Genomic DNA, 17724 nt, shown 5'->3' on the forward strand with positions numbered 1-17724 from the left:
TTGCTGGCGACCAGCCCGTCGTCTAGCCGTTCAGCGAAGCTGGGCCGCTGACGAACGGGCTCTTTCTGACATGGAATCGCAGCAGGCGGTCCGCATCTTTCGAAATACCGATCCTGACGCTTTCCCCTATTTCGTCGGGTTCATGATCATCGCGTGCCAGCCATAGCGGGCCTTTGCGGCAAAGATCGAGCCCGTCGAGCGAACGATCGATCCGCAACGCCTGGGCCAGCCTTCCCGGTCCTCGCGCAAGGTCGCGCAAGCGCTCGATGCCGCGATTGAGCCGCATGAGCGCAATGCCTTCGAGCGGTTCGAGCGCCCTGATGAGCACGCCGGTTCCGACCCCTGCCATCTCGCTCGAGACGTTGAGCATGTAGGAGATGCCGTAGGCGAGATAGACATAGGCGTGCCCAGCGTCGAGAAACAGCGAACGGTTGCGCGGGGTCATCCCCCGATAGCCGTGCCCGGCGGCATCGCCGGTCACATAGGCCTCGGTCTCGACGATGCGACCGCTGGCGATGCCTTCGGGCAGTTCGCGCACCACGATCTTGCCGATGAGAGTGCGAGCAAGGGATGCTGTATCGTCGGGCAGCTCAGAACGCGTGAGCGGGCGGTAGATGACCATGTTCAGCCCGCCGACGATTTGGAGGCGGGCGAGGAGTGATCCAAGGCGAAACCTGCCTCAGATCCATGTCGGACCCTTTGGACATCCCGTCTCAAGCCGCCGCCATGATCCCGGCATAAGTGCCGAAATCGACATTGCCGCCGGACAGCACCACGGCAACGCATTTGCCGGACAGTTCGATCTCGCCCGACGACAGCGCCGCCAACGCCACGCAGCCGCCGGGCTCGACCACCAGCTTGAGATAGGCCATGGCGTCGCGCATCGCCTGTGCCGTCGCCTTGTCGGAGACGGCGATGCCGCCTGCCAGGTTCCTGCGGTTGATCTCGAAGGTGATCAGGCCGGGCTCCGCGGTCAGGATCGCGTCGCAGATCGACGCGTGGCCGGGTTCGTTCGACACCCTGGCGCCGGCGGCCAGCGACCGGCGGGTGTCGTCGAAATGCTCGGGCTCCACCGCCCAGACCGCAGTGTTGGGCGAGGCGCCCTTGACGGCAACCGAAATGCCGCTGGTCAGGCCGCCGCCGCCGCAGGGAATGACGACCGCGTCGAGGTCGACGCCAAGCGCTTTTGCCTGGCGCATCAATTCGAGGCCGATCGTGCCTTGGCCCGCAATGATGGCCGGGTCGTCGAAGGGTGGCACCAGCACCATGCCTCTTTCCACGTAAGGGCGAACCACGCTCATGCGGTCGTCGCGAAAGCGGTCGAACGGCACCACCTCCGCCCCCATCTTGCGGACGTTAGCGATCTTCATCGCCGGCGCGTCTGAAGGCATGGCGATGACCGCCTTGACGCCGAACATCGCGGCCGAAGCGGCGACACCCTGCGCATGATTGCCCGACGAGAAGGCGACGACGCCCTGGCTGCGTTCTTCGTCGCTCAGCGACGACAGCTTGTTGTAGGCACCACGGAACTTGAACGAGCCGGTACGCTGCAGCGTCTCCGGCTTGAACAGGATGCGGCCGCCGAAGCGCTTGTTCAGCTCCTGCGATTCGATCAACGGGGTTTCGACGATCAGGCCGGCGAGACGCGCGGCGGCGGCGTGGATGTCGGCGATGCCGGGAGGGGTGGTGGCGGTCATGTGAGGTCCAGTGGACAGGGGTCTTTCCATGATGCCCGCAAAGGGAGGTGGCGCACCATGGGAAAAATGTGACCGTTACAAGGTTTAGCGAGGCGGTCGCCAACGCCTCGGCTGCACGCCTCCCTCTGGCCTGCCGGACATCTCCCCATGGGTGAGGAGATCGGCTGGGTATCCGCTTTCGCCAATTTCCAACGTTGGAGAAGGGGCACACCTAATGAAGCTGCCAATCTCCCCCTCGTGGGGGAGATGTCCGGTAGGACAGAGGGGGGGCGCCGTTCCGCCGCCGTCCCACGAGTTCACCCCAACAGCGTCCTCTGCCTCTTGCTCCCACCCAGCTTGCGCCAGTTGTTGAAGCGGTGGCTGGCGGCGGCAAAGGATATCTTCATCTGCTGGGCGACCGAATAGCGCGACTTGCCCTCGTCGAACATGCGGTAGCAGCACTCGACGCCTTCCTCGGTCAGTTTGCCGTCCGGCGCCTTGTTGTGCGGATTGGCGGGGTCGAATTTCTCGACCTGCTGCTCGACCAGGCCTTTCAGGCGCTGCAGATCGGCCTCGATGCTGGCGATGAGATCGAGAACGGGCTTTGGGTCATAGGGATGCGGAGGCTGTTTTGCCGTCATCTGCGGGTTCCTTGTTCTGGCTGGGTTGAATTATATAGGTGAACATTCACTGATAATGAAGGGGTCGGCCCGGTATGCGAGCTTCAACAATTCTTGACCGCGACCCAAGCGCGCAATTGACCGGAGGCACCTTGAGCCCTAGTTTAGAACTATTCTAAACTAGGGTGAATTCCTCATGCTTTCCCGTGTTTTCGGCTTCGGCCGCCGCCCCTTCGAATCGCTTTCCGAACAGGAGATCCTGGCGCTGGCCATTTCGTCCGAGGAGGATGACGGTCGCATCTATCGGGCCTATGCCGACGGCCTGACGGAAAACTTCCCGCAATCGGCAAAAGTGTTCGAGGAGATGGCCGAGGAAGAGGATGGCCATCGCGATTCGCTGATCGAGCTTTTCCGCAAGCGTTTCGGCGAGCGCATTCCGCTGATCCGGCGCGAACATGTGAAGGGCTATTACGAGCGCAAGCCCGACTGGCTGGTCCGGCCGCTCGGCATCGAGCACGTGCGCAGCCAGGCCGAGGCGATGGAGCGGCAAGCCTACCTTTTCTATGTCGAGGCTGCCAAGCGCACGGCGGATGCCTCGACGCGAAAACTGCTCGACGATCTGGCGGTGGCCGAACTGGGCCATGAGACACTGGCGCAGCGGCTGGAGCAGAAACATGTGCCGGGCGAAGTGAAGGACGAAGAGACCGCCGCCGAGCAGCGCCAGTTCATCCTCACCTATGTGCAACCAGGGCTGGCCGGGCTGATGGACGGATCGGTGTCCACACTGGCGCCGATCTTTGCTGCCGCCTTTGCCACGCATGACACCTGGCAGACGCTGCTGGTCGGGCTTGCCGCCTCGATCGGCGCCGGCATTTCGATGGGCTTCACCGAAGTCGCTTCAGACGACGGCAAGCTGTCGGGCCGCGGCTCGCCGCTCAAGCGCGGTCTGACCGTCGGCATCATGACGACGCTGGGCGGTCTCGGGCATGCACTCCCCTATCTCATTCCGCATTTCTGGACGGCGACCGGGGTTGCCGCGGTGGTGGTGTTCTTCGAATTGTGGGCGATCGCTTTTGTCCAGAACCGCTACATGCAGACGCCCTTCCTGCGCGCCGCCTTCCAGGTGGTGCTGGGCGGCGCCCTGGTGTTCGCGGCCGGCGTGCTGATCGGGAATGCGTGAGTAGCCTCACTCACCCATTCACCGCCCGACTGTCGGCCGGCGCCTCGTCCCTCTCCGTCAGCCCATAGTCCCTCACGACGTGGGCGATGCGCAATCGGTAGCCGGCAAAGATGCCGCCGCGACCGGCCTTCTGCGCCTGCCGGTGTTCCTCGGTGTTGCGCCAGTCCTTCACGGCTTCCTCATCTCGCCAGAACGACAGCGACAGGATGCGGTTCGGATCGGCCAGACTCTGAAAACGCTCGATGGAGAGAAAGCCGTCAATGCCGTCGAGCAGCGGACGCAGGTCCGCGGCGATGCTCAGATAGGCATCGCGCCGACCCTCCGCCGGCTCGACCTCGAAGATGACGGCAATCACGGCAGCACCAGTTTCGCGTGCGGGCCTGAGGCCAGTTTCAGGAACATGCGATCCTCCTTCAGGATGAATCTCTCGCGTTTGGCGAACTCGTAGTTTGCCTTGCCGGCGGGATCGGCGGCAAGCCGGGCGCGATAGGCTTCGTAGGCGGCCAGGCTTTCGATGTTATAGGCCGCATAGGCGGTCGTCGCCGAGCCCTCATGCGGCGCGTAATAGCCGATCAGATCGGCGCCGCAGCGCGGAATGGCCTGACCCCAGTTGCGCGCATACTCCTCGAAGGCCGCCTTGCCGAACGGGTCGATCTCGTAGCGGATGAAGCAGGTGATGGTCATTGTGGTCTCCTCGGCTTGCGTCGATAGTTTGAACGGCATCGAAACGTCGTGCCGACTGGTCTGCTAGGGCTGCCAGAAGGACTTCGCGCATTCGCGGCGCACGTCTTGCCGCGTCAGGCCAAGGTCGCGCAGCTGATGGTCGTCGATCTCGGCAAGATCGAGACGCTGCAGATGGCGGTCATACCAGCGGGCCAGCAGCCGCGAACGCAACCAGCTGACGAACGGGAAGAACCGACGGCTGTGGAGCGGGGCTGAGGGGAAAGCGGTTCGTGCGGCCATCGTCGTCTCCTTGATCTCACCGGAGAATAGTGATTATCTGACAAGAACGCTTCGATGAGGAACGAACTATGCGCGAAGGACCCGACATCGCCGGCATCGCCAGCCTGGTCGGCGACCCGGCACGGGCAAACATGCTAAATGCCCTGATGGGCGGCACGGCGCTGACAGCAAGCGAGCTGGCGCTCGAGGCCGGCGTCTCGCTGCCGACCGCCAGCTCGCACCTGGGCAAACTGATGGAAGGTGGGCTGCTCACGGTGGCGAGCCAGGGCCGGCATCGCTATTACGGCCTCGCCGGACCGCAGGTGGCGGGCATGATCGAAGCCATCACAGGCGTCGCGGAAGCCGTCGGTCCAAAGCGTGTGCGGCCGGGTCCGCGCGATGCAGCGATGCGCGTGGCGCGCGTCTGCTACGATCACCTCGCCGGCGAGCAGGCAGTGGCGATGCTCGACCGGCTCGTCGCCAAGAACGTACTGGTCCGCGACGAACAAGAGATCAGGCTCGGGCCATCGGCGGCTTCGCATTTCGCCGCGATCGGCATCGACGTCTACACCAAGCCGCGCCGGCCGGTATGCCGCGCCTGCCTCGACTGGAGCGTGCGCCGTTCGCACCTCGCCGGCACGCTGGGCGCCGCCATCCTCGACAAGATCCTTGCCGAGAAATGGGCGCGCCGCGAGAAGGACAGCCGCGCGGTGATTTTCTCGCTGCCGGGCAAGCAGGCTTTCGAGAAGGTGTTTCTGAGCTGAGGAGCCGACGCTGATTTCGTCACGCTGGCAGGCCAGAGGGCGCGCGAAGGATCGCTGCGCTGGCAAATTGCGCGAACTACCCCCGCTTCAACGCCTTCCCCTGCTTGAAAAATTCCCTCCACGGATCGGCTTTCGCCAGCTGCTTCAGCGTCGTCTTGTCGCCGATCGGGAAAGCGTTCGGCGGCAAGCCGGCCTCGATCTCTGGCCAGGTCACCGGCATCGACACGGTGGCGCCCTTCTTGGCGCGCGAGGAATAGGGCGCGACCGTCGTCGAGCCCCTGCCGTTGCGCAGATAGTCGACGAAGATCTTTCCCGTGCGCGCTTTTTTCGACAGCGTCGCCGTGTAGCGATCGGGGGCACCCTGCTCCAACGCGCGGGCAAAGTCATGGGCGAAGCCCTTCACCGCATCCCAATCCGCCGCCGGTTTCAGCGGCACCAGCACGTGATAGCCCTTGCCGCCCGAGGTCTTGACGAAATTCGGCAGCGACAGCTCGTCGAGCTTGCCCCGGATATCGAGCGCCGCCTCGCGGACCGCCTTCACATCGACACCTTCATCGGGATCGAGATCGAAGATGATCTGGTCGGGCTTCTCGATCTCATCGATCGTGCACCCCCAGATGTGGATCTCGACCACGCCATACTGGACCAGTGCGGCAACACCATCGAAATCCCGGATGAACAGGATTTCCTCGCCGTCGGTCGGGTCCTTCATGCGCGCGATCTTGTCGCTCATGCCAGCCGAGGCATGCTTCTGGAAGAAACGCTGGCCGCCGACACCGTCCGGCGCCCGCACCAGGCTGAGCGGCCGGTTGACCACGAACTGTTCCATGCGCGGCCAAACCTGTGCGTAATGGTCGAGCAGGCCCTGCTTGGATATGTTTTCGTCCGGCCACAGCAGCTTGTCGGGATGCGAGAGTTTGACCGTGGTCGTCATCGACCCGGCGGCTTTGCCGCCTGATGCCGGCTTGGCCGTGCTCTTGCCTGTCGATGGCATGCCTGTCGCCGCTTTGGGCTTTTCCTGCACGACTTCCTCCGCCGGCTTGTCCTCGCGCAACCCCTGGAACGAGGCGTGGCGTATTATACGGTCCGAGGTCCAGCTGCGAAACTCCACTTCGCCGACAAGTTCAGGCTTGACCCAGACCAGGCCCTTGCCCTTCGGCACGGCGGTGGAGAAGGGCGATGATTTTGCCGTCAATGCATCGAGTTTTGCCTTCAGCTCATTGGCGCCCTTGCCGGAAAAACCAGTCCCAACCCGGCCGGCATAATGCAGCTTGCCGCCCTCGTGGAAGCCGACCAGGATCGAGCGCAGTCCGCGCCCGGTCTTGTCCGACGGCAGGTAGCCGCCAATGACGAATTCCTGCCGCGCCGTGCATTTCGATTTGACCCAGGTCGGGCCGCGGCCGCTGCGGTAGGGTGCATCGGCACGCTTGGAGACGACGCCTTCCAGGCCCATGCGGCAGGCATGCTCCAGCATGATCTTGCCGGGTTCGGCGAAATGGTCGCTGAAGCGGACCGCCGCATTGTCGGGCTGTTCGCCGAGCAGTTCCTGCAAGGCCTGCTTGCGCTCGACCAGCGGCTCGCGCCGCAAATCCCTTCCATCGAGGCGCATCAGGTCGAACACGTAATAGATGAAACGATTGGTCCGCTTCGCCGACAGGTCTTGCTGCAGCAGCGCGAAGGACGAAACACCACTGTCGGCCAACACCACCACCTCGCCATCGAGGATGGCGTCGCTGCACTTCAGCCCGGCCAACTCCGCGACGATCTCGCCGCCGAATTTCTTCGTCCAGTCGAGGCCGGTGCGGGTCAGCAGCCGCACATCGGTGCCGGCGATCTGCGCCTGCATGCGATAGCCGTCGAACTTCACCTCATGCAGCCAGTCCTTGCCCGGCGGCGCATCACGCTCGAGCGTGGCCAGCTGCGGCTCGATAAAGTCGAGGCGTTTGCCGGCTTTTGTCTTGACGGCGGCCGGCTTGTTGGAATGCCAGACTTTCGGCTTCTCGCCCTTCGCGGTCTTGCCCTCGCCGACCTCCTCGATGGTCAGGCCCGATTTCACCGATTCAGGCGCTTCCTTGAGGATGTCCTCGCCGGGACGCGCTGCGGCATCGTCCGACTTGATCAGCAGCCAGTTGTCGCGCTTTTCACCCGCACGCGGCTTCAGCCGCACCAGATGCCATGCCCCATGCAGCTTGTGTCCCCTGAGCTCGAAGCTGATATGGCCCTTTTTGATCGCCTTGGCCGGGTCGATCTCGGGAATCCAGGTGCCCTCGTCCCAAACGATAACCGAACCGCCGCCATATTCGCCCTTGGGAATGGTGCCTTCGAACGGCGCATAGTCGATCGGGTGATCCTCGACATGGACAGCCAGTCGCTTCTCATGCGGGTCGAGGCTCGGGCCGCGCGTCACCGCCCAACTCCACAGCACGCCGTCATGCTCGAGCCGCAAGTCGTAATGCAACCGCGTCGCGGCATGCTTGTGGATGACGAAGATGCCGCCCGCGCCGCCCTGCTTGGTCCGGGCGACCTTGCCGGCCGGTTCGGCGGTTTTCTTGAAATCGCGCTTGGAGTGATATTGTTCGAGGCTGGCCATCCGTTGGGTTCCTCAGGCCGATTTGCGTTTGGGCGCGCTGGCTTTCGACTTGGCGCGTTTGGCCGCTGGCCTGGCCTTCGCCGACGAAGATGTTTTCGATGACCCGGAGTCCGACAGGCTCTTCTTCAGCGCGTCGAACAGATTGACGACATTGGAAGGTTTGGGCGCCGCCTTGGCCTTCGGCGCCTTGTGGCCGGCCTTCTTGGCGCGGATCAGCTCCAGCAGCGCGTCCTCGTATTTGTCGTCGAATTTCGAGGGATCGAACTTCGTCTTCTTCTTGTCGATGATCAACTCGGCCAGATCGGTCATCTCCTGATCGGTCTTCACGGGCTCGATGTCGCCGAAGATGGTGTCCGGTTGACGTACCGTGTTGTCGTAGCGCAGCGTCGTCAGCACCATGCCCTTGCCGAGCGGTTCGATCACCACCGGCCGTTCGCGTCGGTAGAGCACGATACGCGCCAGCCCGGCCATCTTCTTGCCCGCCATCGCATCGCGGATGACGGCGAACGCCTCTTCCGACACCTTGTCGGCTGGCGCCACATAGTAGGGCGTGTCGAGATAGATCTGCTGGATCGAAGCTTTGTCGACGAAGCCGTCGAGCGCCATCGTGTGCGAGGATTCGATCTGCACCGCCTCGATCTCGTCTTCCTCGATATGGATGAAATTGCCATCGTCGAGTTCATAACCCTTGATCTCGTCATCCTCCTCCAACGGCTTGCCGGTTTCGGCATCGACATAGAGGCGCTTCACCGTGTTGCCGGTCTTGCGGTTGAGAATGCGAAACGAGACCCGCTCCGTATGGGTGACGACATTGGTCAGTTCGACGGCACAGGTGACCAGCGAAAGCTTCAGATAGCCTCTCCAGGCCGGACGCGGCGCCATGATATCTTCCCTTCAGAACCAGATGAAGGTGAGAACGGACAGATCGCGCTCCAGTTCCGCGCTCCCGCGCCGATCTGGACGCCAAGGGGCCGCCTGGTTGGTTCTGGCCGCCAGCACGGAAATTTCGCGGGCTCGGCAAAAGTTGAAACAGAACCGCGCGCAGGCGACATTCAAACGAAACATATGTGATGCAAAAGTCACATTGGCCGGAATGCCAACCAACTGCACGGAAAGACCCCGAATCAGCCGCATTCCAGCCACGAAGCAAGGCATTTTCGACCAGATATTAACATCACGTTCACCGACTATTCACGCCTCGACGCTATGATGACCGCAATTCGGAAGGGACATCCGAAAATCGGGACAGGGACAAGGTAATGAACTTCCTCGCGCACCTCATCGGCTATGCCGCCGCCATCCGCGAATTCGTCGCGCCGACCTACCGGCCCGAACGCTATTACATGCGCGGCCCCGGCCCGGCCTGCGCCCGTCGCGGCAACTCGCTGGGCGCGCACTGATCATGGCTTTCGAAAATCGCCACAACAGCCGGATCTGCAGGCCGGCCGCCTCCACCCGCGCCACCACCTATCGCGCCGAGCGTCCCGCTCTCGCCGACAGGCGCCGTGCGACATCGCCACGGCTTTGATACCATCGCTGGCCGGCTTAGTGTCATAGGACACGAGCAGCCGAGGCCAGCGTGACGGACCATCCTCAACCAGTTCGACCCCAGTCAACTCGTCCCTTCGAAACAGTTCTCGACTCACGCCATCCATTGATCGTTTTCGATGGCGTCTGCGTGCTCTGCTCCGGTTTCGTGCGCATGGTGGTCAGGCTCGACCGCCAAGGCCGTTTCCGCTTCGCCACCGCGCAGTCGCCCTTCGGTGAAGCGCTGTTCCGGAAGCATGGACTGCGCACCGACTCTTACGAAACCAATCTCGTCCTGATCGACGGCGTCGCCTTCACGCGGCTGGACAGTTTTGTCGCCGTCATGGCGGAACTCGGCTGGCCTTGGCGGGCGGCCAAGGCACTGTTGCTGTTGCCGCGCCCGCTGCGTGGTTGGCTCTATGATCGCATCGCCAGGAACCGCTACGCCCTGTTCGGCAGGAAGGATGCTTGCGACATTCCTTCTCCGGAGCTGCGCAAGCGGTTCCTTGGCTGAGGGTGGCTATGCGCTACCGCGGCTGGCTCGTGCCATCCGGCCGGCACGGCTCGAGCACGATCGGTCCGCCTGCCGTCCTCCCCAATTCCCGGCAGCCCTGAACCGTGCACAGTGTCCAGCCGTCGCTGGTTGCACCTGAAGCGGCGAGCACGACGCGCCGCTGCGGGCCGACATCAGGCGCATAGCTCCACCAACCCTCCTTCAGCACCGCGCCTTCCGGTGGCTCCATGCCGGCGCCCGAGCCCTCGATCCGGGCTTCGACCACCTGCAGGCCGGAGGACGTGACCTTCCAGTCTTCTTGCCAGCGCGTCCGTTCCACCGAATGCGTCCAGGACAGCGTGAAGGCGGCGACGGAGAGCGTTACCGTCTTGCCCGCGGCCAGGAGGCACAGGCTCATGTTCTGACTGAAGCCTGCCGCGCGCGAAAACAGTGCCAGCCGATCCAGGCCAGCGCCAGCACCCAGCCGGCCTCGTCGGTGAGCGGCACCGCGGCGACCAGCAGCACGCCGGCCGCGAAGGCGACGAGCCGCTCCCACCACGCCATGCGGGTGACCAGAAAACCGACGGCGGCGGCACCCCACAGCACGATGCCCATGCACGCCTTGGCGACGATGTAGCCGACCTCGACGGGATAGCCGAACTGGGCGGCGATCGGACCTGCGTCCTGCAGCATCAGCGCCGGCGTGTAGACCGCCATGAACGGCACGACGAAGCCGGCAATGGCCAGCTTGGTCGCCTGGATGCCGATTTTCAGGCCGCTTTCCCTGGCCATCGGTGCGGCGGCGAACGCCGCCAGCGCCACCGGGGGCGTCAAATCGGCCATGATGCCGAAATAGAACACGAACATGTGGCTGACCAGCAGCGGCACGCCAAGCTCGAGCAGCGCCGGCCCGGCCAGCGACGAGGTGATGATGTAGTTGGGAATGGTCGGAATGCCCATACCCAGCACCAGGCAGGTGACCATGGTCAGCACCAGCGACAGGAACAGATTGTCCTCGCCGATCGAGATGATCCAGCCGATGAAGGTCGAGGCGATGCCGGTCAGCGTCAGCGTGCCGATGACGATGCCGACAATGGCGCAGGCAATGCCGACCGGCAGCGCGTTCTTGGCGCCTTCGGCGAGCGAGTCGACACAGATTTGCAACGTCTCGCGGCCGCCCTTGAACGTGAAGCAGGCGACGACCAGTGCGGCGATCACCAGGCCGAGGAGGTTGACGCCGAACTTCATGAACGAAGCGGCGGCAAGCCCGAGCGCGATCCAGAAGACGATGCGGAAGGCCAGCGGCCCGATCGCTGCCGCCAACGGCGTGCCGAGGATGAGCACGATGGTCAACGCCAGGCCCATCGTGCCGGCGAAGATCGGCGTATAGCCGGCAAACAGCAGGTAGATGAGCGCTGCCAGCGGCAGCACCAGCGGCCAGTGTTGCCGCACCGCGTCCCACGGATTGGGCAGCTCGGCCTTGGCCATGCCGTGCAGGCCCGCCTTGCCGGCTTCCAGATGCACCTGCCAGAAGCAGGCGCCGAAATAGAGCAGCGCCGGGATGATCGCCGCCTTGACCACTTCGGCATAAGGCACGTTCAGCGTCTCGGCCATGATGAAGGCGACCGCACCCATTACCGGCGGCATGATCTGGCCGCCCATCGAGGAGGTCGCCTCGACGGCGCCGGCAAAAGCCGAGCGGAAGCCGAAGCGCTTCATCAGCGGGATGGTGAACTGGCCGCTGGCCACCACATTGGCGACGCCCGAGCCGGAAATGGTGCCCATCAGCGCCGAGGACAGCACGCAGACCTGCGCCGGGCCGCCGCGCCACGAGCCGACCAGGCCAAGCGCGAAATCGTTGAACAGCGCGATCATGCCAGCGCGTTCGAGAAAGGCGGCAAAGACGACGAAGATGAAGATGTAGGCAGCCGAGACATAGATCGGTGTGCCGTAGATGCCTTCGGTGCCGTAGGCGAAGGTGTCGACGAGCTGGGCGAAATCATAGCCGCGATGGATGAGCGGCGGCGGCAAATGGTTGCCGAAAAAGCAGTAGGCGAGGAAGATGAAAGCGATGACCGCCAGCGGCAGGCCCATCAGCCGCCGCGCTGCCTCGAAGACCAGCACCACCAGCACCGCGCCGACGATGAGGTCCGGTGTGGTCAGGAAGCCGGAGCGGCGGATCAGATCGGTGTAGAACACCCAATTGTAGAGGCCGGTGCCGAAGCCGAGCGCCCCGAGCGTCCAGAACGCGGCTTTCGCCGGCATGCTCTTGGCGCGCAGATTGGCGATCAGGCCAAAGCCGAGCAGCAGCAGGAAGCCGACATGCATGGCCCGCACCACTTGGCTCGGAATGCTGCCATAGGCGGCGACATAGATCTGGAACACGGAAAAGGCGACGGCGATGAGAAAGGCGGCCTTGCCCGCAACGCCGTCGCCGAAGCCCGGCGGCAGCCCTTCGACCTGTTCTTCGACGGCAGGCAGATGGAAGGTGGCGGATTTGCCGTCGGTTGATGTTCCAGACGTTGCTTCGGTCATCCGACGGACCCGCCCTACTTCAACAAGCCCTTCTCCTTGTAGTATCGCTCGGCACCGGGGTGCAGCGGCACCGGCATGCCGTCGAGCGCCTTGGCCGGGTCGATCGCCTTGGCGGCGGCATGTGCCGCAGCCAGTTGGTCGAGATGGTCGAACATCAGCTTGGTCATCTGGTAGGCGGTCTCGTCGGAGACATCGGCGCGGGTGATGAGGAAATTGCCGACGGCGGCGGTGGCGACATCCTCGCTTTGGCCTTCATAAGTGCCCTTGGGAATGACCACCGACAGATAGGGCGCGCCGACCTTGGCGACGTCCTCGGCCGGCACCGCCACGACATTGATCGGCACGGAGGTGGCGAGGTCGCGGATCGAGGCGACGCCGAGCCCGGCCGATTGCAGCGTGGCGTCGAGCTGCCGGTTCTTGATCAGCTCGACCGATTCGGCGAAGGGCAGATACTCGACCCGGCCGAGATCCTCATACTTCAACCCGGCGGCGGCGAAGATGGCGCGGGCGTTGAGCTCGGTGCCGGAGGCCGGCGCGCCGACCGACAGGCTTTTGCCCTTGAGGTCGGCCAGCGTCTTGATGCCGGACTCCCGGCTGGCGACGATCTGGATGTAGTTGGGATAGATGGCTGCGATGCCGCGCAACTTATCGAGCTTGCCGGGGAAACCGGCCTCGGCATTGCCTTCGGCGGCCAGCTTGACGGAATCGCCCAGCGCAAACGCGATCTCGCCCTTGCCCTGCTGCAACAGATTGAGGTTTTCGACCGAAGCCTTTGTTGCCTGCACCTGGGTGCGGGCGCCTTCGATGCCCTTGCCGTAGATTTCCGACAGTGCCACGCCGAGCGGATAATAGACGCCAGATGTGCCGCCGGTGAGCACATTGATGAATTCCTGCGCCTTGGCTGAAACAGCGCTCAGGCCAAGCGACAGCGCCACGGCGCCGGCCGCAACAAGTTTCGTCCTGAAATGGAACATCTGATTTCCTCCCTGAAATAGCAGCCGCATCACCTCCCTGACGCGAACAGAAGCGAGTTTAGACAGCGAGATGGAAATGCCAACCCGCAATCCCATGCGTTAGACGAATGGTTGAGTGCGGGATGCACAGATGGCCGCTTGCGTGAAATGTCTTCGGAGCCGAAAGATTTTTCCAATGCCTGTCGAAATCGGCCAGGGCCGCGCGACATACGTCCGGCTCGCAAACGAAGCAGCCTTCGAAACAACGGGAGAAGACCATGCGATACATGCTTTTGATCTACGTCAATGAAGCCGCGATGGCGGCCGCGCCGACCGATAAGACCTACGAGATCAGCGCTGCCTATGGCGCGTATACCGATGCGTTGAAGAAGTCCGGCGCCTGGGTGGCCGGCGACCGGCTGAAGCCGACCCAGGCCGCCACTTCGGTGCGGATGGTCAATGGCAAGACCAACGTGCTCGATGGCCCCTATGCCGACACCAAGGAGCAGCTTGCGGGCTTCTACATGATCGAGGCCGAGGATGCCGATGCCGCTATCGCCTGGGCGGCGCGCTGCCCCGCGGCCAGCGCCGGCACGGTCGAGCTGCGGCCGATCTGGGAACAGACCATGTGATGGAAAGTGGCCTGGAGATCGCGCGGGCGGCAGCGGAAACCGCCGCCCGGCAAAGCTACGGCAAGCTTGTCGCCTGGCTCGCGGCCCGCACGCGCGACGTGGCCGCAGCCGAGGACGCGCTGGCCGATGCCTTTGCCGCCGCCCTCGAACGCTGGCCAAGAACCGGCGTACCCAAGAAACCGGAAGCCTGGCTGCTGGCGGTGGCAAGGCGGCGCCGCGTCGATGCGGTGCGGCGCCGGCTGACCAGCGAGGCCGGCCGCGAGCATCTCAAGCTGATTGCCGAGGAAGCGGAGGCGCGCATGACCGACGAAGACCTGCCCGACGAGCGGCTGCGGCTGATGTTCGCCTGCGCCCATCCGGCGATCGAATCGAGCGTGCGTTCGCCGCTCATCCTGCAGACGGTGCTGGGGTTCGACGCCGCGACGATCGCTTCCGCCTTCCTGGTCTCGCCGGCAACGATGGGCCAGCGCCTGGTGCGAGCCAAGTCCCGAATCCGTGAAACCGGTATTCCGTTCCGCGTGCCGGAGCAGGCAGAACTCGGCGAACGGCTGGATGCGGTGCTGGAAGCGATCTACGCCGCCTTCGCCGAAGGCTGGTCCGACCCGGCGGGCACCGAGACGCGAAGGCGCAATCTGGCGACCGAAGGCATTTGGCTCGGCCGGCTGGTGGCTTCGCTGTTGCCGGAGGAGCCGGAGGCGCTGGGCCTCCTGTCGCTGATGCTGTTTGCTGAGTCGCGCCGCGCCGCACGGCGCAGCGCCGCCGGCGACTTCGTGCCGCTGGCGGAACAGGATTGCCTTCTATGGGACCGCGCCCTGATCGATGAGGCGGAGGCGCTGCTTTCCAACGCCGCGGCCAAGGGCATCATCGGCCGCTACCAGCTTGAGGCGGCCGTGCAGTCCGCGCATGCGGCACGACGGCTGACCGGCCGCACCGACTGGGCGGCGATCCGCGAGCTCTACGATGCGTTGCTTTCGATCGCAGGATCGCCGGTGGTGGCGATAAACCGCGCGGTGGCGATCGCCGAGGCCGAGGGCGCAGTGGCGGGATTGGCGGCCCTCTACGTGCTGGGCGACGACAAACGGCTTGATGACTATCAGCCCTATTGGGCCGCACGCGCCGGTCTCCTGGCCAGGCTTGGTCAGGTACCGCAAGCCTGCGAAGCCTATGACCGGGCGATCGGCCTCGAGCGCGACCCGGCGGTGCGCCGCTTCCTGCAGGAAAGGCGGGCAGTGCTCAGAAATTGAGCTTCAGCCCGGCCACATCTCGTGCGAGGTGTTGAGCGTCTTCATCAGCGGATGGTCGCGCAGCCGCGCCCACAGGCGTTCAATGTTCGGCCATGCCGTCCGCGCGCTGTCGATGTCGGGATGCCAGGCCACCAGCATGACCAGATAGATGTCGGCCAGCGACATCCGGTCGCCGACCAGCCAGTCACGGCCTTCGAGCGCGGCATCCAGAACGGCAAAGCCACGGTCCATCTCGGCCACGGCTGCCTGCTTGACCGCCTTGGTGCCTTCGGGATCGGCAGTGTAGCGGTATGCGTAGTAGAAACGCAGCACCGCCGGATAGAGCACCGACGACATGAAGGCCATCCAGCGCAGGAAATCGGCGCGGGCAGGCGCGTCTGCTGCCGGCGCCAGATTGGCATCGGGATGACGCTCGGCAAGCAGGATGCAGATCGCCGCCGATTCCGTCATCGAGCTTCCGTCCGGCAAGGTCAGCACCGGCACCTGGTTCAACGGACTGATGTCGAGGAAGGCGGGGTCGGGCCGGTCGGTCTTCGGCACGTCGATCTGCTCGAACTGTGCATTCGCCAACGCCAGCGCTGCCTCGACGACGAAGCCGCCGCTGCCAGGACGGGTATAAAGCTTGTACATGAAATTCTCCCCCGGCCGCGCAAAGCAGGCCGGGGCGATATGAACCGGAAGCGGTGCCGCGCTCAAGCCGCCGATGGCGGCCACGCGCGTTTTTTCAGCGGGCCAGCTTGGACGCGAAGGAGCGTCGGACTACGATCCCAGCCCCTCGAACAGGATTGTCGACAGATAGCGCTCGGCGAAGGACGGGATGACCACCACAAGATTTTTGCCCTTGTTCTCCGGCCGCGAGCCGACGACGATGGCCGCCTGCAGGGCGGCACCCGAAGAGATGCCGACCGGCACGCCTTCGAGGCGGGCGACGAGGCGGGCATTGGCCACCGAATCCTCGTTCGACACCTTGACGATCTCGTCATAGATCGTCGTGTCGAGGATCTTGGGCGCAAAACCGGCGCCGATGCCCTGGATCTTGTGCGGGCCGGGCTGGCCGCCCGACAGAACCGGCGAGGAGTCGGGCTCGACGGCGACGACATGCACGGAGGGCTTGCGCTTCTTCAGCACTTGGCCGACGCCGGTGATGGTGCCGCCGGTGCCGATGCCGGCGACGAAGATATCGACCTCGCCATGCGTATCGTTCCAGATTTCCTCGGCCGTCGTCGTGCGGTGGATTTCCGGATTGGCCGGGTTCTCGAACTGCTGCGGGATGATCGCATTGGGGATCGTCGCTGCCAGTTCGTCGGCCTTGGCGATGGCCCCCTTCATACCTTTCGGACCCTCGGTCAGCACCAGCTCGGCGCCGAGCAGCGCCAGCATTTTCCGGCGCTCGACCGACATTGTTTCGGGCATCGTCAGGATCAGCTTGTAGCCCTTGGCCGCGGCGGCGAAGGCAAGCGCGATGCCGGTGTTGCCCGACGTCGGTTCGATCAGCGTTGTCTTGCCGGGAGAAATCTTGCCTGATGCCTCAAGCGCCTCGATCATCGCCACGCCGATGCGGTCCTTGACCGAGGCGATCGGATTGAAGAATTCGAGCTTGGCGATGAGATTGGCGACGATGCCCTTTTCCCTGGCGAACTTGTCGAGCCGCACCAGGGGCGTGTCGCCGATCGTATCGGTGATGGAATTGTAGACGCGGCCGCGACCGGGCACACGGGCTGTGGCGGACTTGTTCATTTGTTTCGCTCCCAGAACTTCAGGCGAGTAAGGATTTCAGGCAGTGGAATTGCAGCCGGCAAGATAGGGCCTTCGGTCGCGCAAGATAGACTGTCGGCTGAAAATATCCGAGTGGGACCTGTGTCTAAAACCGTGCCGTCCCGGAAAAGCATTTCTCGCAAAGGCCCGTTTGCGAAATGCTTTGGCCGAAAGCTCTCTATTGCCGAGCGGCAATCGCTGCAGCAGCACCGACCATGAAGCCGGCCGCCGTGCGGTTCAGCGCCTTGAGCGCGCGGGGTGATTTCAGAAACCAGCGCGCCTTGGCCGCCAGCGCCAGATACGGCACCAGCACCACCAACAGCACGACAACGGTCAGCGCGACGAGGATGCCGTAATCCGCCAGCGTGATGGTTTTCAGGTCGACGATGGTCGGCGTGATCGCGAGATAGAAGATCATCGTCTTCGGATTGCCGAGGGTAACGGTCAGGCCGGCGGCAAAGCTCGACAGCAAGCCGCCCTTGCCTTTTCCGGCCTCGACGGTCTCGGGCGTGATGCCGCTGTTCCAGAAGCGCCAGCCGAGAAAGGCGAGATAGGCGACGCCGAGCCATTTGATGGCCAGGAAAACCATGCCGAAGGATTGTGCGACGAAGGCGAGGCCAAGCACCACGGCGGTCAGATAGGTGATGTCGCCAACCATCAGGCCAAACGACATCGCCAGCGACGATCGGAAGCCTGAGCCGAGCGCACGGGCGACCAGCGCGGTGATGCCGGGACCAGGAATCGCGGCGGCGATGCCGAGGGCCGCACTATAGGCGAGGAATCCGGTAAGGGTCATGGCACTGGTCTCGGATC

21 protein-coding genes are annotated in these 17724 nt (G+C 64.0%); 6 read left to right on the forward strand and 15 right to left on the reverse strand.

Translation table 11 applies throughout. From position 1 onward, the window contains the following. Nucleotides 1-22: 22 nt before the first annotated feature. From A4R29_RS29500 to A4R29_RS29510, 3 genes are all read right to left on the reverse strand, one after another. A complete protein-coding gene (locus A4R29_RS29500; RefSeq protein ID WP_063173460.1) occupies nucleotides 23-622 on the reverse strand; it encodes a DNA-3-methyladenine glycosylase in 600 nt (199 codons plus the stop codon). A 91-nt stretch (nucleotides 623-713) separates the two neighbouring features. Next, nucleotides 714-1697 (reverse strand): threonine/serine dehydratase family protein, encoded by a 984-nt coding sequence (locus tag A4R29_RS29505; protein ID WP_063173461.1) that lies wholly within the window; start codon nucleotides 1695-1697, stop codon nucleotides 714-716. A 296-nt stretch (nucleotides 1698-1993) separates the two neighbouring features. Continuing rightward, nucleotides 1994-2317 carry a hypothetical protein gene (locus A4R29_RS29510; RefSeq protein ID WP_024502197.1) on the reverse strand — a complete coding sequence of 108 codons (324 nt, stop codon included), beginning with the start codon at nucleotides 2315-2317 and terminating at the stop codon, nucleotides 1994-1996. A gap of 175 nt (nucleotides 2318-2492) precedes the next feature. On the opposite strand from A4R29_RS29510, the gene mbfA reads away from it, so the two are divergent. After that, nucleotides 2493-3476: an iron exporter MbfA gene (gene mbfA, locus A4R29_RS29515; protein WP_013528652.1), complete on the forward strand. Its 984-nt coding sequence runs from the start codon at nucleotides 2493-2495 to the stop codon at nucleotides 3474-3476. A gap of 10 nt (nucleotides 3477-3486) precedes the next feature. On the opposite strand, the gene A4R29_RS29520 is transcribed toward mbfA, so the two are convergent. The 3 genes from A4R29_RS29520 to A4R29_RS29530 form a co-directional block, all read right to left on the reverse strand. Continuing rightward, complete coding sequence (locus A4R29_RS29520) at nucleotides 3487-3831, reverse strand: antibiotic biosynthesis monooxygenase family protein (RefSeq protein WP_013528651.1); 345 nt, start codon at nucleotides 3829-3831, stop codon at nucleotides 3487-3489. Continuing rightward, a complete protein-coding gene (locus A4R29_RS29525; protein ID WP_013528650.1) occupies nucleotides 3828-4160 on the reverse strand; it encodes an NIPSNAP family protein in 333 nt (110 codons plus the stop codon). The genes A4R29_RS29520 and A4R29_RS29525 overlap by 4 nt, the downstream gene beginning before the upstream one ends. 63 nt (nucleotides 4161-4223) lie before the next feature. Then, complete coding sequence (locus A4R29_RS29530) at nucleotides 4224-4439, reverse strand: DUF1127 domain-containing protein (RefSeq protein ID WP_063169647.1); 216 nt, start codon at nucleotides 4437-4439, stop codon at nucleotides 4224-4226. Nucleotides 4440-4507: 68 nt separating this feature from the next. Here A4R29_RS29530 and A4R29_RS29535 point away from each other — a divergent pair, with 68 nt between their 5' ends. Next, the gene (locus A4R29_RS29535) at nucleotides 4508-5182 is read left to right on the forward strand and encodes an ArsR/SmtB family transcription factor (RefSeq protein ID WP_063173462.1); all 675 of its coding nucleotides are present in this window, start codon (nucleotides 4508-4510) and stop codon (nucleotides 5180-5182) included. A gap of 76 nt (nucleotides 5183-5258) precedes the next feature. On the opposite strand, the gene ligD is transcribed toward A4R29_RS29535, so the two are convergent. The 3 genes from ligD to A4R29_RS29550 are packed head-to-tail and all read right to left on the reverse strand — an operon-like array spanning nucleotide 5259 to nucleotide 8906. Further along, nucleotides 5259-7772 (reverse strand): DNA ligase D, encoded by a 2514-nt coding sequence (gene ligD, locus A4R29_RS29540; RefSeq protein ID WP_063173463.1) that lies wholly within the window; start codon nucleotides 7770-7772, stop codon nucleotides 5259-5261. Between the two features lie 12 nt (nucleotides 7773-7784). Then, nucleotides 7785-8654, reverse strand: a complete 870-nt coding sequence (gene ku, locus A4R29_RS29545) for a non-homologous end joining protein Ku (protein WP_063173464.1) — start codon at nucleotides 8652-8654, stop codon at nucleotides 7785-7787. Between the two features lie 12 nt (nucleotides 8655-8666). Beyond that, on the reverse strand, nucleotides 8667-8906 hold the full coding sequence (locus tag A4R29_RS29550) for a hypothetical protein (protein WP_063173465.1): 240 nt from the start codon (nucleotides 8904-8906) through the stop codon (nucleotides 8667-8669). Nucleotides 8907-9031: 125 nt separating this feature from the next. Here A4R29_RS29550 and A4R29_RS33525 point away from each other — a divergent pair, with 125 nt between their 5' ends. Further along, a complete protein-coding gene (locus A4R29_RS33525; protein WP_013528645.1) occupies nucleotides 9032-9172 on the forward strand; it encodes a hypothetical protein in 141 nt (46 codons plus the stop codon). A gap of 179 nt (nucleotides 9173-9351) precedes the next feature. Further along, nucleotides 9352-9813, forward strand: a complete 462-nt coding sequence (locus A4R29_RS29555) for a thiol-disulfide oxidoreductase DCC family protein (protein ID WP_013528644.1) — start codon at nucleotides 9352-9354, stop codon at nucleotides 9811-9813. A gap of 13 nt (nucleotides 9814-9826) precedes the next feature. On the opposite strand, the gene A4R29_RS29560 is transcribed toward A4R29_RS29555, so the two are convergent. The 3 genes from A4R29_RS29560 to A4R29_RS29570 are packed head-to-tail and all read right to left on the reverse strand — an operon-like array spanning nucleotide 9827 to nucleotide 13301. Further along, on the reverse strand, nucleotides 9827-10210 hold the full coding sequence (locus A4R29_RS29560; RefSeq protein WP_063173466.1) for a DUF1850 domain-containing protein: 384 nt from the start codon (nucleotides 10208-10210) through the stop codon (nucleotides 9827-9829). After that, the gene (locus tag A4R29_RS29565; protein ID WP_063173467.1) at nucleotides 10207-12327 is read right to left on the reverse strand and encodes a TRAP transporter permease; all 2121 of its coding nucleotides are present in this window, start codon (nucleotides 12325-12327) and stop codon (nucleotides 10207-10209) included. Before A4R29_RS29565 ends, A4R29_RS29560 begins: the two co-directional genes overlap by 4 nt. A 14-nt stretch (nucleotides 12328-12341) precedes the next feature. Further along, nucleotides 12342-13301 (reverse strand): TAXI family TRAP transporter solute-binding subunit, encoded by a 960-nt coding sequence (locus A4R29_RS29570; RefSeq protein WP_063173468.1) that lies wholly within the window; start codon nucleotides 13299-13301, stop codon nucleotides 12342-12344. Between the two features lie 257 nt (nucleotides 13302-13558). On the opposite strand from A4R29_RS29570, the gene A4R29_RS29575 reads away from it, so the two are divergent. Both A4R29_RS29575 and A4R29_RS29580 read left to right on the forward strand, forming a co-directional pair. Next, nucleotides 13559-13912, forward strand: coding sequence for a YciI family protein (locus A4R29_RS29575; RefSeq protein WP_063173469.1), 354 nt, complete (start codon nucleotides 13559-13561; stop codon nucleotides 13910-13912). Beyond that, nucleotides 13912-15156 carry an RNA polymerase sigma factor gene (locus tag A4R29_RS29580; protein WP_063173470.1) on the forward strand — a complete coding sequence of 415 codons (1245 nt, stop codon included), beginning with the start codon at nucleotides 13912-13914 and terminating at the stop codon, nucleotides 15154-15156. Before A4R29_RS29575 ends, A4R29_RS29580 begins: the two co-directional genes overlap by 1 nt. A gap of 3 nt (nucleotides 15157-15159) precedes the next feature. On the opposite strand, the gene A4R29_RS29585 is transcribed toward A4R29_RS29580, so the two are convergent. From A4R29_RS29585 to A4R29_RS29595, 3 genes are all read right to left on the reverse strand, one after another. Beyond that, nucleotides 15160-15786, reverse strand: a complete 627-nt coding sequence (locus A4R29_RS29585) for a glutathione S-transferase family protein (protein WP_024502187.1) — start codon at nucleotides 15784-15786, stop codon at nucleotides 15160-15162. 129 nt (nucleotides 15787-15915) lie between these two features. Beyond that, nucleotides 15916-16893: a cysteine synthase A gene (gene cysK / locus A4R29_RS29590; RefSeq protein WP_063173471.1), complete on the reverse strand. Its 978-nt coding sequence runs from the start codon at nucleotides 16891-16893 to the stop codon at nucleotides 15916-15918. Between the two features lie 196 nt (nucleotides 16894-17089). Then, entirely contained in the window at nucleotides 17090-17707 is a 618-nt protein-coding gene (locus tag A4R29_RS29595; RefSeq protein WP_013528636.1) for a LysE family translocator, read from the reverse strand. Nucleotides 17708-17724: the final 17 nt, after the last annotated feature.

Source organism: Mesorhizobium ciceri biovar biserrulae (assembly GCF_001618845.1).
Lineage (GTDB): Bacteria > Pseudomonadota > Alphaproteobacteria > Rhizobiales > Rhizobiaceae > Mesorhizobium > Mesorhizobium ciceri.